The organism is Nonomuraea sp. NPDC005501 (assembly GCF_040605905.1).
GTDB lineage: Bacteria > Actinomycetota > Actinomycetes > Streptosporangiales > Streptosporangiaceae > Nonomuraea.
This window is the reverse complement of the sequence record NZ_JBEXDT010000008.1, coordinates 16,113-28,520: the sequence shown is the minus strand read 5'-3', so window position 1 is coordinate 28,520 and position 12,408 is coordinate 16,113. Positions and strand designations below refer to the sequence as shown.

At 72.4% G+C, this 12,408-nt stretch carries 11 protein-coding genes; 6 read left to right on the top strand and 5 right to left on the bottom strand.

The features are described 5' to 3' along the window. Position 1 precedes the first annotated feature (1 nt). Positions 2 to 1,405, top strand: a complete 1,404-nt coding sequence (locus tag ABZS51_RS07020; protein WP_355437260.1) for an MFS transporter — start codon at positions 2 to 4, stop codon at positions 1,403 to 1,405. Positions 1,406 to 1,451: 46 nt separating this feature from the next. Here ABZS51_RS07020 and ABZS51_RS07015 read toward each other — a convergent pair whose 3' ends face one another. After that, positions 1,452 to 2,279 carry a hypothetical protein gene (locus tag ABZS51_RS07015; RefSeq protein ID WP_355437258.1) on the bottom strand — a complete coding sequence of 276 codons (828 nt, stop codon included), beginning with the start codon at positions 2,277 to 2,279 and terminating at the stop codon, positions 1,452 to 1,454. 97 nt (positions 2,280 to 2,376) lie between these two features. Here ABZS51_RS07015 and ABZS51_RS07010 point away from each other — a divergent pair, with 97 nt between their 5' ends. The 3 genes from ABZS51_RS07010 to ABZS51_RS07000 all read left to right on the top strand — a co-directional run bounded on the left by ABZS51_RS07010 (position 2,377) and on the right by ABZS51_RS07000 (position 5,770). Continuing rightward, complete coding sequence (locus tag ABZS51_RS07010) at positions 2,377 to 3,345, top strand: helix-turn-helix domain-containing protein (protein ID WP_355437256.1); 969 nt, start codon at positions 2,377 to 2,379, stop codon at positions 3,343 to 3,345. Positions 3,346 to 3,858: 513 nt separating this feature from the next. Continuing rightward, on the top strand, positions 3,859 to 4,650 hold the full coding sequence (locus tag ABZS51_RS07005) for an AfsR/SARP family transcriptional regulator (RefSeq protein WP_310711855.1): 792 nt from the start codon (positions 3,859 to 3,861) through the stop codon (positions 4,648 to 4,650). Between the two features lie 10 nt (positions 4,651 to 4,660). Continuing rightward, on the top strand, positions 4,661 to 5,770 hold the full coding sequence (locus ABZS51_RS07000) for a DegT/DnrJ/EryC1/StrS family aminotransferase (protein ID WP_355437254.1): 1,110 nt from the start codon (positions 4,661 to 4,663) through the stop codon (positions 5,768 to 5,770). Between the two features lie 59 nt (positions 5,771 to 5,829). Here the strand turns inward: ABZS51_RS07000 and ABZS51_RS06995 are convergent, their stop codons facing one another. The 3 genes from ABZS51_RS06995 to ABZS51_RS06985 are packed head-to-tail and all read right to left on the bottom strand — an operon-like array spanning position 5,830 to position 8,542. Beyond that, complete coding sequence (locus tag ABZS51_RS06995) at positions 5,830 to 6,762, bottom strand: NAD-dependent epimerase/dehydratase family protein (protein WP_355437252.1); 933 nt, start codon at positions 6,760 to 6,762, stop codon at positions 5,830 to 5,832. Beyond that, positions 6,759 to 7,370: a dTDP-4-dehydrorhamnose 3,5-epimerase family protein gene (locus ABZS51_RS06990; RefSeq protein WP_355437250.1), complete on the bottom strand. Its 612-nt coding sequence runs from the start codon at positions 7,368 to 7,370 to the stop codon at positions 6,759 to 6,761. The genes ABZS51_RS06995 and ABZS51_RS06990 overlap by 4 nt, the downstream gene beginning before the upstream one ends. Next, positions 7,367 to 8,542 (bottom strand): acyl-CoA dehydrogenase family protein, encoded by a 1,176-nt coding sequence (locus ABZS51_RS06985; RefSeq protein ID WP_355437248.1) that lies wholly within the window; start codon positions 8,540 to 8,542, stop codon positions 7,367 to 7,369. The genes ABZS51_RS06990 and ABZS51_RS06985 overlap by 4 nt, the downstream gene beginning before the upstream one ends. 224 nt (positions 8,543 to 8,766) lie before the next feature. Here ABZS51_RS06985 and ABZS51_RS06980 point away from each other — a divergent pair, with 224 nt between their 5' ends. Together ABZS51_RS06980 and ABZS51_RS06975 are read left to right on the top strand one after the other, a co-directional pair. Then, positions 8,767 to 9,546 (top strand): cyclase family protein, encoded by a 780-nt coding sequence (locus ABZS51_RS06980; RefSeq protein ID WP_310711860.1) that lies wholly within the window; start codon positions 8,767 to 8,769, stop codon positions 9,544 to 9,546. A 12-nt stretch (positions 9,547 to 9,558) separates the two neighbouring features. Further along, positions 9,559 to 10,776 carry a class I SAM-dependent methyltransferase gene (locus ABZS51_RS06975; RefSeq protein WP_355437246.1) on the top strand — a complete coding sequence of 406 codons (1,218 nt, stop codon included), beginning with the start codon at positions 9,559 to 9,561 and terminating at the stop codon, positions 10,774 to 10,776. Positions 10,777 to 10,856: 80 nt separating this feature from the next. Here the strand turns inward: ABZS51_RS06975 and ABZS51_RS06970 are convergent, their stop codons facing one another. Next, positions 10,857 to 12,380, bottom strand: a complete 1,524-nt coding sequence (locus ABZS51_RS06970; RefSeq protein ID WP_355437244.1) for an FAD-binding oxidoreductase — start codon at positions 12,378 to 12,380, stop codon at positions 10,857 to 10,859. Between the last annotated feature and the right edge of the window lie 28 nt (positions 12,381 to 12,408).

Sequence of the window (12,408 nt, the reverse complement as noted above, 5' to 3'; positions counted from 1 at the left end):
GGTGAACGGGACCTCCGGCTCCGCCGCCTCGTCGCGGAGCATGCTGGCGCCCCTCGCGCTCGCCCAGTTCATCTGCAGCTTCGCGGGCTCGAACATGAACGTGATGATCAACGACATCAGCGAGGACCTGGACACGACCGTGAAGGGCGTGCAGATCACCATCACGCTGTTCCTGCTGATCATGGCCATCTTCATGATCCCCTGCAGCAAGCTGACCGACCGCTGGGGGCGCAAGCGGTGCTTCTTCGCCGGGCTCACGCTGTACGGCGCCGGGGCGCTGCTCAGCATGGTCGCGCCCGGCCTCGGTGTGCTCATCCTCGGCAACTCGGTGCTCGAAGGGGTGGGTACGGCGCTGCTGATCCCGCCCGTCTACATCTTCGCGACGCTGGCCTACGGCGACACCGTGTCGCGGGCGCGGGCCTTCGGCGTGATCAGCGGGATGGGCGGCATCGGCGCCGCGGCGGGTCCGCTGATCGGGGGGCTCATCACCACGGCGATCAGCTGGCGGGCCGCGTTCTTCTTCCAGGTCTGCGTCATCGCGGCGATCATGGTGCTCGGCCGCCGGATCGTCGACCCGGTGGAGCCGGATCCGACGCGCCGCTTCGACACCGTGGGGGCGGTCCTGTCGGCGACCGGCATGTTCTTCGTCGTGTTCGGGATCCTGCAGGCCGACACCAACGTGGTCCTGATGACGGTGTCGCTGGTGGTCGGGGTCGCCTTCCTGCTCTGGTTCCTCACGCACGTCCGCTCGCTGGAGCGCGCGGGCAGGGAGCCGCTGCTGTCGACCTCGCTGTTCCGGGACCGGACCTCCAACATCGGTCTGGTCACGCAGAACATCCAGTGGGTGATCCTCATGGGGACGTCGTTCGTCGTCGCGGTGTTCCTGCAGACCGTACGCGGCTACAACGCGATCGAGACGGGGGTCATCTTCACCCCGGCGACCGTGGGTGTCCTGATCTCGTCGCTGGCCGCGGAGCGCCTCGCGGCGAGACGTTCGCAGAAGACCCTGATCGTGACGGGCTTCGTCGTGGCGGTGGCCGGGATCGTGGTCCTGCTCGCCCTGGTGCGGGTCTCGTCGAGCGTCATCGCGTTCGGGCCGGGGCTGCTGCTGATCGGCCTGGGCCTGGGCGGGATGCTGACCCCGTCGGTCAACATCGTGCAGTCCAGCGTCCCGGAGAGCATGCAGGGCGAGATCTCCGGGCTGTCGCGCAGCGTCTCCAACCTCGGCTCGTCGTTCGGCACGGCCATCGCCGGCACGATCCTCGTCTCCGGCCTGGCGACGGGAAACCGGGCCTACGCCCTGGCGATGGCCACGCTCGGCGTCTTCGCCCTGATCGGTCTCGTCGCCGCCACGCGCCTTCCCCGGTCCAAGCAGCCTTCAGGACCGGCGCACCTGCCCGGTTAGCCTTGGCCTCCAGGGTGATGCCCTGGCAGGCCAGGGTGATGATCGGTCAGGCCAGGGTGATGATCGTGACCCCGATGACGAGGTCCACGACCGCGCACCACTCGGCGTAGCCGCGCGGGACGACGCGGCGGGTGACGAAGTGGGCCGCGTCCCAGGCGGCGTGGGCCAGCCAGCCGGCGCCGATCAGGTAGCGGGCCGTGTCCGGGTCCGCCGCGAGCGCCGCCACCGTGAGGGCGGCGTACCCGGCCAGGCCGGCGAGCTGGAGCGCGACGACGCCCGGGCCGCGCAGCGTGCGGCGGAGCAGCCCGATCGCCAGGTACGCGCCCGGCAGCACCAGCAGGATCGGCGCGGGCGTGACCGCCGGGTCCAGCCAGCAGCCGACCGTCATGACCAGGCCGAGCAGCGTCGGCCAGCGCCGCGCCAGCGCCCCCCGCGAGCCGGTCGGGTGGTGGTGCGCGGCGCCGTACTCGTCCCGGCGCCGCAGCATGACCAGCAGCATGGCCGGGAGCATGAGCACGTGGCCGCCGATCATCAGGGCGTCCCCGGGCAGCAGACCCATCCAGTACGGCACCAGCAGGACGGCGAACGGGACGTACATCGCCGCGCCCATCTCGGCGATCGGGGCCCAGCCGTGGCCGCGGTAGCGCATCCACAGGGACATGCCGATGGTCATGTCCGTGGCCATCGCCAGGGCGCCGGCGTCGGGGCGGGCGAGGAGCGCGGGGCCGCCGGGCAGCGCGTTCCAGACCGGGTCGAGGAGCAGCATCCCGGCCAGCATCGCGACCACCATCTCGGCGAAGTGGCCCAGGAACCGCCACCGGCTCGCGGGAGCGTGGGCCCCCGCGTCGCCGTGGGGAGAAACGTGAGTCGTCATGTCCACACTGTCGGCCGCCCCGGGGCCGCACCGGCGCCCGTGGGCACGGCTGGTCCGGAAACTTGGGGAAATGGGCTGTCTGCCCTACATTCCTGGCATGGACGTCCGGCGGGTCGTGGTCGTGGGATACGAGGCGGCGGAGCTCCTCGACATCGCGTGCGTCACCACGCCGCTGATCGTGGCGAACGTGGCGGCCCCGCCGCCGCCGTACCAGGTGGAGCTGGTCACGCCCGGGGGACGGCCGGTCACGTGCGGCACCGGGCTGACCATCCACGCCCAGGGAGCGCTCGAACGCGTCACCGGTCCCCTCGACACCCTGCTCGTCACCGGGGGCGTCGGCCACGAGGGGGCGGCGGCCGACCGCGGCATCGTGGCGCACGTGCGCCGCCTGGCCCGCGAGTGCCGCCGCGTGGCGTCGGTGTGCACGGGCGCGGGCGTCCTGGCGGCCACGGGCGTGCTGGACGGGCGGCGCGCCACCACCCACTGGCAGTGGGCGCGGGCGTTCGCCGTGCGCTACCCGGCCGTCTCCTTCGACCCGGATCCGATCTTCGTCAGGGACGGGCGGGTGGCCACCGCCGCCGGCGTGACCAGCGCGCTCGACCTGACCCTGGCGTTCATCGAGGAGGACCACGGCGGCGAGGTGGCCAGGGTGGTGGCCCGCGAGCTGGTCACGTACCTCCAGCGGCCTGGCAACCAGGCGCAGATGAGCATGTTCACGGCGGCGCCGCCGCCGGGCGACGGCGTCGTGCGGCGGGTGGTGGAGCACATCACGAGCGACCCGGGCGGCGACCTCGCGACGGCGGCGCTGGCGCGGCGGGCGGGGGTGAGCGAGCGGCACCTGTCGCGGCTGTTCCTGCGGCAACTGGGCGTCACGCCGGGCCGGTTCGTCCGGCGGGCCCGCACGGAGGCCGCGGCCCAGCTCCTCACGACCACCCGGCTGCCGATGGCGGCCGTCGCGGCGCGCTGCGGGTTCGGCAACGCGGAGACGCTCCGGCAGGCGTTCCTGGACCACTACGGCGTGCCGCCCTCCCACTACCGCTCGACCCAGTCCGCGCGCTCCTCCTGAGAGCGGCGATTTCCCGCACGGGCCATGGCAGATCTCTCCTTTGTTCGGCCCGCCGATTTGTCAGCTTCGCAATAATCCATTTCGCCGCACCGGCCATACTCGGGGGACGCGGCCGCATTAACCGGGGTCGCATCTCGCGATGGTGGCGATGGGCCAGGATGCGGCGGCCATGGCCGGGGCTCCCCACGGCCGGCCTGGATCGTTCCCACGGCCGCGTGACGGCGTCGCCCGCCCGCGGCCTGCCGTTCACCTGGCGCCACACGGTCCGACCGGGGGCGAAGAGGGCAGAGACCGCCCCCTATCCCTCACCCACAGAAGGCCTATCGAACGTGAAACTTCCATGCGTCTTTTGTGAGATCTTCATGTGCCGATATGTCGGATACACGCTTTTGTGGAGGATATGTCCTTAACATGGTCAGAATGGTGAAGTCCCACCCGGCGGGTCGAGGCGAGAGAAGCCCCGCCAGATCGTGACCGAATTTCCGAGAGCACGTTAAGGGGGACGTTCTCCCAATGGAAGTCAAGCTGTTAGGACCACTCGTCGCGTACCAGAACGGGATGTCGATCACTCCCATCCCACGCAAGCCCCGGCAGGTCTTCTCACTGCTGGCGCTGCACGCCGGCACCGTGGTCACGGTGTCGTCCTTCGTCGAGGAGCTGTGGGGGATGCACCCGCCCACGAGCGCGCTGTCCACCCTGCAGACCTACATCCTCCAGGTCCGCCGGGGGATCGCCGCGGCGCTCGGCGCCAACCGCACGGACGCGGCGAAGACCGTCCTGCGGACCTGCTACGGCGGATACCTGCTCGACATCGACCCGGGTGACGTGGACGTCCACCGGTACGAACACCTCTCCGGCGCCGGCAAGCAGGCCTTCGAGGCCGGCCGGTGGGAGGCGGCCTCCGAGTTCTTCCGCGAGGCCCTGGGCATGTGGCGCGGCGAGGCCCTCGTCGACGTGCACGCGGGGCTGCGGATCGGGGTCGAGGTCGCGCGACTGGAGGAGAGCCGGCTCGGCGTGCTGGAGGCGCGCATCGAGACCGACCTCAGGCTCAACCGGCACGTCGGGCTGCTGGCCGAGCTGTCCGCGCTGACCGCCCGGTATCCGATGCACGAGAACTTCTGGGCCCAGTTCATGATCGCGTTGCACCGGTCCGGCCGTAAGAGCCAGGCCCTGGAGAACTTCATCAAGCTGCGCACCACGCTGGTGAGCGAGCTGGGAGTCGAGCCGTCGGCCCGGCTCCAGCACCTCCAGCAGGCCATCTTGCGCTCGGACCCGAAGCTCGACCTGGTCAGGATCGCCGGATAAGGAGAGCCCCATGTCAACCTATGTGTGGAACTATCTGCAGGAGTATCACGAGGAGCGCGCCGACATCCTGGACGCGGTGGAGACCGTTTTCGAGTCCGGCCAGCTCGTGCTCGGCAAGAGCGTGGAGGCGTTCGAGCGGGAGTTCGCCGCCTACCACGGCCTGCCCCATTGCGTCGGCGTCGACAACGGCACCAACGCCATCGTGCTCGGTCTGCAGGCGCTCGGGATCGGCCCCGGCGACGAGGTGGTCACCGTGTCCAACACGGCGGCGCCCACGGTGGTGGCGATCGACGCGGTGGGCGCCACGCCGGTGTTCGTGGACGTCAGGGCCGAGGATCACCTCATGGACACCCGGCAGCTCGAAGCGGCGATCACCCCGCGTACCCGCTGCCTGCTCCCCGTCCACCTGTACGGCCAGTGCGTCGAGATGCGCCCCGTGCTGGAGCTGGCCGAGCGGCACGGGCTGCGGGTGCTGGAGGACTGCGCGCAGGCCCACGGCGCCCGTCATCACGGCGCGCTGGCCGGCACCATGGGCCACGCGGCGGCCTTCTCCTTCTACCCGACCAAGGTGCTGGGCGCGTACGGCGACGGAGGCGCCGCCGTGACCCGGGACCCGGAGGTGGACGCGAACCTGCGCCGGCTGCGGTACTACGGCATGGAGCAGCAGTACTACGTCGTCAGGACACCCGGCCACAACAGCAGGCTCGACGAGGTGCAGGCCGAGATCCTGCGCAGGAAGCTCCGGCGGCTGGACGCCTACATCGCCGGGCGGCGTGAGGTCGCCCGGCGCTACGAGGAGGGACTGGGCGGCATCCCGGAGCTGGTGTTGCCCTCGCTCGCCGAGGGCAACGACCACGTCCACTACGTCTACGTCGTCCGGCACCCGGAGCGGGACCGGATCATCGAGGCGCTCGACGCTTACGACATCCACCTGAACGTCAGTTACCGGTGGCCGGTGCACACCATGACCGGCTTCGCCCACCTCGGCTACGGCGAGGGGTCGCTGCCGGTGACGGAGCGCCTGGCCGGCGAGATCTTCTCGCTGCCCATGTACCCGTCGCTGCCCGCCGAGACGCAGGACAAGGTGATCTCCGCCCTGCGCTCGGTGCTGGACGTGTGAGCCACGGTGAGCCCGTGACCCGTGATCCGTGACCCGTGACCGGGCCCGGCGGGGACGGCTCAGGCCGTTTCCGCCGAGGCCAGCCACATGGCCCGGATCGACTCGCGCGGCGCGATGCGCGGCCGCCACCCCAGGCGCTCGCGGGCGCGCCGGATGTCGAGCCGGGTCCAGTCCCCGCCCTTGCTGCGCACCTCCTGGTCGAGGTGCTTGATCCGGTCGTGGGGGAAGGCCGCGGCCTCGATCAGCCACTCGACCAGGGACCCGATCGGCAGGGCCTCCCCCCGGCCGATGTTGATCACCTGGCCGCCCACCGGCGCCCTGGCCGCCCGCTCGACGGCGTCGGCGACGTCGCGCACGTCGACGAAGTCCCGCCGCGCGTCGGCGACGCTCAGCTCCAGCGTGTCGCCGGTCTCCAGGGCCCGGTGGATGCGCGCCACCAGGGCGGCGAGGAAGCTCTCCTGCGGCGGGTACGGCCCGGACATGTTGGCCGCCCGCAGGACCACCGCGTCGATCCCGTGCTCCCGCGCCGCCGACAGGACCGCCCGGGAGGTGGCCAGCTTGGCCCGCGCGTACGGGGTGACGGGCGCGGGGTCGACGTCCTCGGTGAGCAGCGTGCCGTACGGCACCGGACCGTACTCGTGCACCGATCCCACGTGCACCAGCCGCGGCCGGCCGGAGGCCGACGCGAGCCCCTCCAGCAGCCGGTCCACCAGCCTGATGTGCGAGTACGTCATCTCCTCGGTGGTGTCGCCCCACCCGCCGGCCGCGTTGACGACGGCGCGGGCGCGCGAGAGCAGCTCGGCGACGCGCCGCGGCTCCGTCGCGGTGACGTCCAGGGGCGCGAACGGGTACGGCTCCAGGTGCGGGGCCCACCGGCGGGCCACCGCGAGCACCTCCCAGCCCCGGGCGGCGAAGGTCTCGCACACCTGCCTGCCGACGCTGCCCGAGCCGCCGAGGACCACCACCCGGCCGGGCGCCCCCTCCCCGTTCACCGACCGGACCACAGCGCCCGCTCCACCGCCCGTGAGGCCGCGTAGTCCGGCAGCAGCCCCGCCGTCCTCGCCTCCTCCAGCGTCGGCGCCGCCCGGTCCCGGGGCGAGACGACCGGCTCCCCCAGCTCCTCGGGGATGGGCAGGCCGAGCGCCGGATCCAGGGCCGACAGCGCCAGCTCGTGCTCGGGCGAGTACGCCTGGGAGAGCATGTACGACATCACGGTGTCGTCCTCCAGGGCGACGAACGCGTGGCCCACGCCCACCGGGAAGTACATGCAGCGGAAGTCCCGGGGGTCGAGCAGCACCGCCTCCCACCGGCCGTAGGTCGGCGAGCCGGTCCTGACGTCCACGATGATGTCCAGCGAGCGCCCCTGCGGGCAGTAGACGTACTTGGCGGTGCCCGGCGGGGTGACGGTGTAGTGGATGCCGCGCACGACGCCGCGCCGCGAGCGGCTGTGGTTGGTCTGGTGGACGGGGAAGAGCGGGTGGCCGACCGCCGCCTCGAAGGCGGCCTGCTGGAACGGCGAGACGAACAGCCCCCGCTCGTCGGGGAAGATCTCCGGGACGAACTCGTAGGCGCCGGCGACGGCCAGCTCGCGGGCCTTCACCGCAGCGCCTGGCCGCTCAGGTAGTCGACCGCGTCGGCGTGGTTGTAGGGGTGCATGAAACCTCCTGCCCGGACGTCCCGGTACAGACGCGACAGCGGGTGCGAGCCCGTGTAGGCGGCTCCGCCGACCACGGTCATGCAGTCGTCCACGACGGCCACCGCGTGCTGGTTCACCAGGAGCTTGGCGTACTGGAACGGGGTCATCATGGCACGCCCGCGCTCGCCGGGGTCGCCGCTGTGGTCCTCGGCCAGCCGGTCGGCCTCGCCCAGCGCGTCCGTGACGGCGCAGCGCAGCGCGTACAGGCGGGCGTCGACCTCGGCGAGCAGCGTCCGCACGCCCGCCTGGGCCTGGCCGCGCCTGCGCACGGCGGCCACCGCCAGGTCGCGGGCGGCCTCGGCGAGGCCCACGTAGATGCCGAGCATGGTGATCGAGGACACGGTCTGGCCGGCCAGGGCGGCGTCGCTGGGCTCGTCGAGCAGCCCGCGCGGCAGCACGTTCTCCTCCGGTACGGGGCAGTCGCGGAAGACGATGTCCACGCTGCCGGAGGAGCGCATCCCCATGCCGTCCCAGTTGTCCTCGACGGTCATGCCGGGGCTGTGCCGCGGGACCACGGGGGCCGCCAGCCGTACCGGCCGGCCCTTCTCGTGGAGCTGGGCGGAGATCACGAAGTGGGTGGCGATCTGGGCCATGCTGACCAGCGTCTTGCGGCCGGTCAGCCGGTACGTGCCGTCGTCCGCCCTGGTGAGGGTCGTCACCTGCTTGGTGTCCTTGACCGCGCCGCAGACCACGGCCTCGCCCGCGGCCATCTGGCGCAGCATGTCACCGGCCAGCCGCCGGGCGTTCGGGGCGCCGTGCTTCCACTCGTAGGTCATCGTCAGGCCCCGGCTGAGCTGCATGTGCAGGGCGAGGGCCACGCCCGCGTCGGCCTGGGCCAGCTCGCGCAGCGCCACGGCGACGTCGTGCATCCGCGTGACCCCGACCCCGCCGAGCTCGCCGGGTACGGTGGCGCCCATGATGCCGTCCTTGCGCATCCGGGCGAAGACGTGCGCGGGCAGGGTGGCCGCGCGGTCGTTCGCCGCCGCCTCCGCCTCGAGGATGGGCAGGTAGGGGCGCAGGAGTTCGAGCAGGCGCCGCCCCTCGGCGGACACCGGTGTTCGCAGATCAGCTGACATGGTCGCTCCGTGGCTCGTCGGGTGGACCGTTCTCGTCGGGTGGACCGCTGAGGCCAGCGTGCTGATCGTCACCTCAACGTCACTGGAGAAGCGCTTCGGCCCGTTTGGTCCACCCGCGCTCCAACCGCCCTCCAGGGTCCGCCGGTGTGCTCGTAGACGACGATCCCGCTGGTCCGCGGGACGGGCCGCTCATGGGCGGCGGGACAGGCGGCAGGGAGGCATCGGTGCGGTTGGTCGACATCAGCAGCGCGGTGGACGCGGCGGCGTGGGAACCGGATCCGGTCGAGCACGAGATCCTCACCCCCGCGGAGGGGGCCGCGCACATGGCCGAGGAGATGAAGGAGCACTTCGGCGTGCACTTCGACCCGGCCGAGCTGCCCGACGGGGAGTTCCTGTCGCTCGACCGGATCAAGCTCACCTCGCACACGGGCACGCACGTGGACGCCCCCTCCCACTACGGGTCGCGCGCGGCCTACGGCGACGGCAGGCCGCGCGACGTCCACGAGCTGCCGCTGGAGTGGTTCTACGGCCCGGGGCTGCTGCTCGACCTGACCGGCTGCGAGACGTCGGTGGCCGGCGTGGCCGAGCTGGAGAAGGCCATGGAGCGGGCGGGGCGGCGGCCCGCGCCGGGCGACATCGTGCTGCTGAACACCGGCGCGTCGGCGTGGGCGGGCACCCCCCGCTACTTCACCGAGTTCACCGGGCTGGACGGTCCCGGCGTCCATCTCCTGCTGGACCACGGGGTGCGGGTCATCGGGACCGACGCGTTCAGCCTGGACGCGCCGTTCGGAGACGTGATCGCCCGCTACCGGGCCGGCGGCGACCGCTCCGTGCTGTGGCCGGCGCACGTCATCGGCCGCAGCCGGGAGTACTGCCAGATCGAACGGCTGGCCAACCTGGACGCGCTGGAGCGGCCGTACGGCTTCCAGGTCGCGTGCTTCCCCATCAAGATCACCGGCGCCGGGGCGGGCTGGGCCCGCGCGGTCGCCATCTTCGCCGAGTAGAAAGAGCCCGATGTGACCAGATGCCGTATCTGTGGTGGCCAGGTCAGGAAGTTCTTCGACTTCGGCAGGCAGCCGCTGTCCGACGACTTCCGCGCCGAGGAGGACGTCGCCGGCGCGTACTACTTCCAGCTGGCCGTGGGAGCGTGCGCGTCGTGCTCCATGGTGCAGCTCCTGGAGGAGGTGCCCCGGGAGCGGATGTTCAACTACGACTACCCGTACCACTCCTCGGGCTCGCAGCGCATGCGCGAGCACTTCGCCCAGACCGCGCGCGACCTGCTCGCCGCCGAGCTGACCGGTCCGGACCCGTTCTGCGTGGAGATCGGGTCGAACGACGGCGTCATGCTCGGCGTGGTCAAGGACGCGGGGGTGCGCCACCTCGGGGTCGAGCCGTCCGGTGGCGTCGCCGAGCTGGCCAGGAAGGACGGTGTGCGGGTACGGACCGACTTCTTCGAGGAGTCGACCGCGGCCCAGATCGCCGCCGAGGAGGGCCGCGCGGACGTCATCTACGCGGCCAACACGATCTGCCACATCCCCTACCTCGACTCGGTCTTCCGCGGCGTCGACGCCCTGCTCGCGCCGGACGGGGTGTTCGTGTTCGAGGACCCGTACCTGGGCGACATCGTCGAGCGCCACACCTTCGACCAGATCTACGACGAGCACTTCTACCTGTTCACCGCGACGTCGGTGCGGGACGTGGCGCGGCGGTTCGGCTTCGAGCTGGTCGGCGTGAAGCGGCTGCCGGTGCACGGCGGGGAGGTGCGCTACACCATCGCCCGCGCCGGGGCCAGGCCGCCCGCGCCCGAGGTGGAGGCGCTGATCTCCGAGGAGGCCCGGCGCGGGCTGCACGACCTCGACACGCTGAAGGGGCTCGGCGCCGGCATCGACCGGATCTGCGACGACCTCGTCGCGCTGCTGCGCGACCTGCGCGAGCGCGGGGCCCGCGTGGCCGGCTACGGGGCGACGGCCAAGAGCGCCACGGTGCTCAACTACGCGGGCATCGGCGCGGACCTGCTGCCCTGCGTCTACGACACGACGCCCGCCAAGATCGGCCGGCTGATGCCGGGCTCGCACATCCCGATCCGGTCCGCGGCGGAGTTCGGCCGGCCGTACCCGGACTACGCGGTGCTGTTCGCCTGGAACCACACCGAGGAGATCGTGGCCAGGGAGGCGGAGTTCACCGCGCAGGGCGGCCGGTGGATCGTGTACGTGCCGAGCGTGCGCATCCTCTGACCTCAGGGCCTTTCTCACTCAGGGCCTTCTCGGGGCCGGGACGCCGGGCGGCAGCGGGCCGCCCGGCGTCCTGCCGTCCGCTACGCGCCGGGCGGGCGCACCGACAGCGCGTGCCGGAACACCTCGCGCGGGTCCCAGCGGCCCTTGACCTCCTGCAGCCGCGCGTAGTTGCCGCGGAAGTACAGGCGGTGCCACGGGACCCCGCTGCGGTTCAGCTCCGGGTCGGTGAAGTCGGCGTCGGCGTAGTTGACGAACGCGCCGCCGTACCCGCGGCCCGGGTCGGGCACGCCGCCGGCGTCGGCGAACAGCTCGTGGTAGGTCTCGCGGATCCAGCCCAGGTGGACGTCGTCCTCGCGCTCGTCCCACCAGAACACCGACCCGTACGCCTTGAGCACGGCGTCGCGATGGGCCATGGCCGTCTCCCCCTCCCCCACCGCGTTGATCGCGCCGCCGTGGGAGAGCAGGTAGAACGCCGCGGCCGGGTGGTGGTAGCCGGACCGGTCGGTGAGCCGGCGGTACAGCCGCGCGACGGCGTCCTCGTCCCAGCAGGCGCGCAGGAACGCCGCCTTGGACTTGAACCGGCCCTTCACCCCGGCGAACTCGTCGGGCACGAGAGTGGCCGCCAGGAAGGGCCGCGTGTCGGCCGCCACCTCGGGCGTCGTCCCGGCGGCCCGGCAGACCTCGGCGATGAGGGCGTCGGCCTGCTCGGCGGCGTCCGGGCGGCCGGCGTCCACGGCCGTCTCCAGGGTGATCTCGCCCCCGCCGGCCCGGGGCAGGGTGAGGCTGTTGTCGAGCTGGGCGCCCGGGTCGCCGGGGGCGCTGTTGCGCTCGTGCCACCGGCCGAACGCGCGGACCAGCGCCACGAAGCGGGTCTCGTCGAGGTCGTCCCACGACCAGCGGACGGTCTTCTTCGTGACGGCGGCCGGCGCCGGCGGGAGCACCCTGCGCCCCTCGGCCTCCTCGGAGCGGAACAGGTAGCGGGTGACGATCCCGAAGGCGCCGGCGCCGCCGCCGGTGTGCGCCCACCACAGGTCCCGGTTCGGGTCGCCGGGCTCCCTGGTCGCGGTCACGAGCCGGGCCCGGCCGGAGCCGTCCGCGACCACGACCTGCACGCCGTAGAGGTGGTCCACGGACAGGCCGTACCGGCGGGACAGCGCGCCGCCACCGCCGCCGGGCACGTGGCCGCCCACGCCGATCTCCGGGCAGCGGCCGGCCGGGACGGTGACGCCCCAGCCGAGGAAGAGCGTCCGGTACAGGGCGCCCAGGCTCGCGCCCGGCTCGACGGCGAAGGCCCGCGTCTCCGGGTCGAAGCCGACGGCCTTCATCTCCGACAGGTCGATCACCACGTCCACCTCGGGGTGGTCGACGAGCGACTCGAAGCAGTGCCCTCCGCTGCGTACGGCCAGCCGCCGGCCCGTGTCCACGGCGTCCTGGACCAGCCGGACCACCTGGCCGGCCGTGGCGGGCAGGCCGATCGCGGCCGGAGCGGCGGGGAAGCGGGCGTTGACCCCCCGGCCCACCAGGTCCGGGTAGCGCGGGTCGGCCTTGTCGACGGTCACGGGCTCCGGCCACGGGCCGGGGGCGGTGCGGGTGTTGTCGTCCACGGAACTCCTCATCGGTGTGGGGGGGAGG

Bases quoted from the DNA above. Each gene is read 5' to 3' on its own strand.
- ABZS51_RS06985 (WP_355437248.1), bottom strand. From the start codon at position 8,542: ATGTCAGCTGATCTGCGAACACCGGTGTCCGCCGAGGGGCGGCGCCTG.
- ABZS51_RS07005 (WP_310711855.1), top strand. From the start codon at position 3,859: ATGGAAGTCAAGCTGTTAGGACCACTCGTCGCGTACCAGAACGGGATG.
- ABZS51_RS07015 (WP_355437258.1), bottom strand. From the start codon at position 2,279: ATGACGACTCACGTTTCTCCCCACGGCGACGCGGGGGCCCACGCTCCC.
- ABZS51_RS07010 (WP_355437256.1), top strand. From the start codon at position 2,377: ATGGACGTCCGGCGGGTCGTGGTCGTGGGATACGAGGCGGCGGAGCTC.
- ABZS51_RS07000 (WP_355437254.1), top strand. From the start codon at position 4,661: ATGTCAACCTATGTGTGGAACTATCTGCAGGAGTATCACGAGGAGCGC.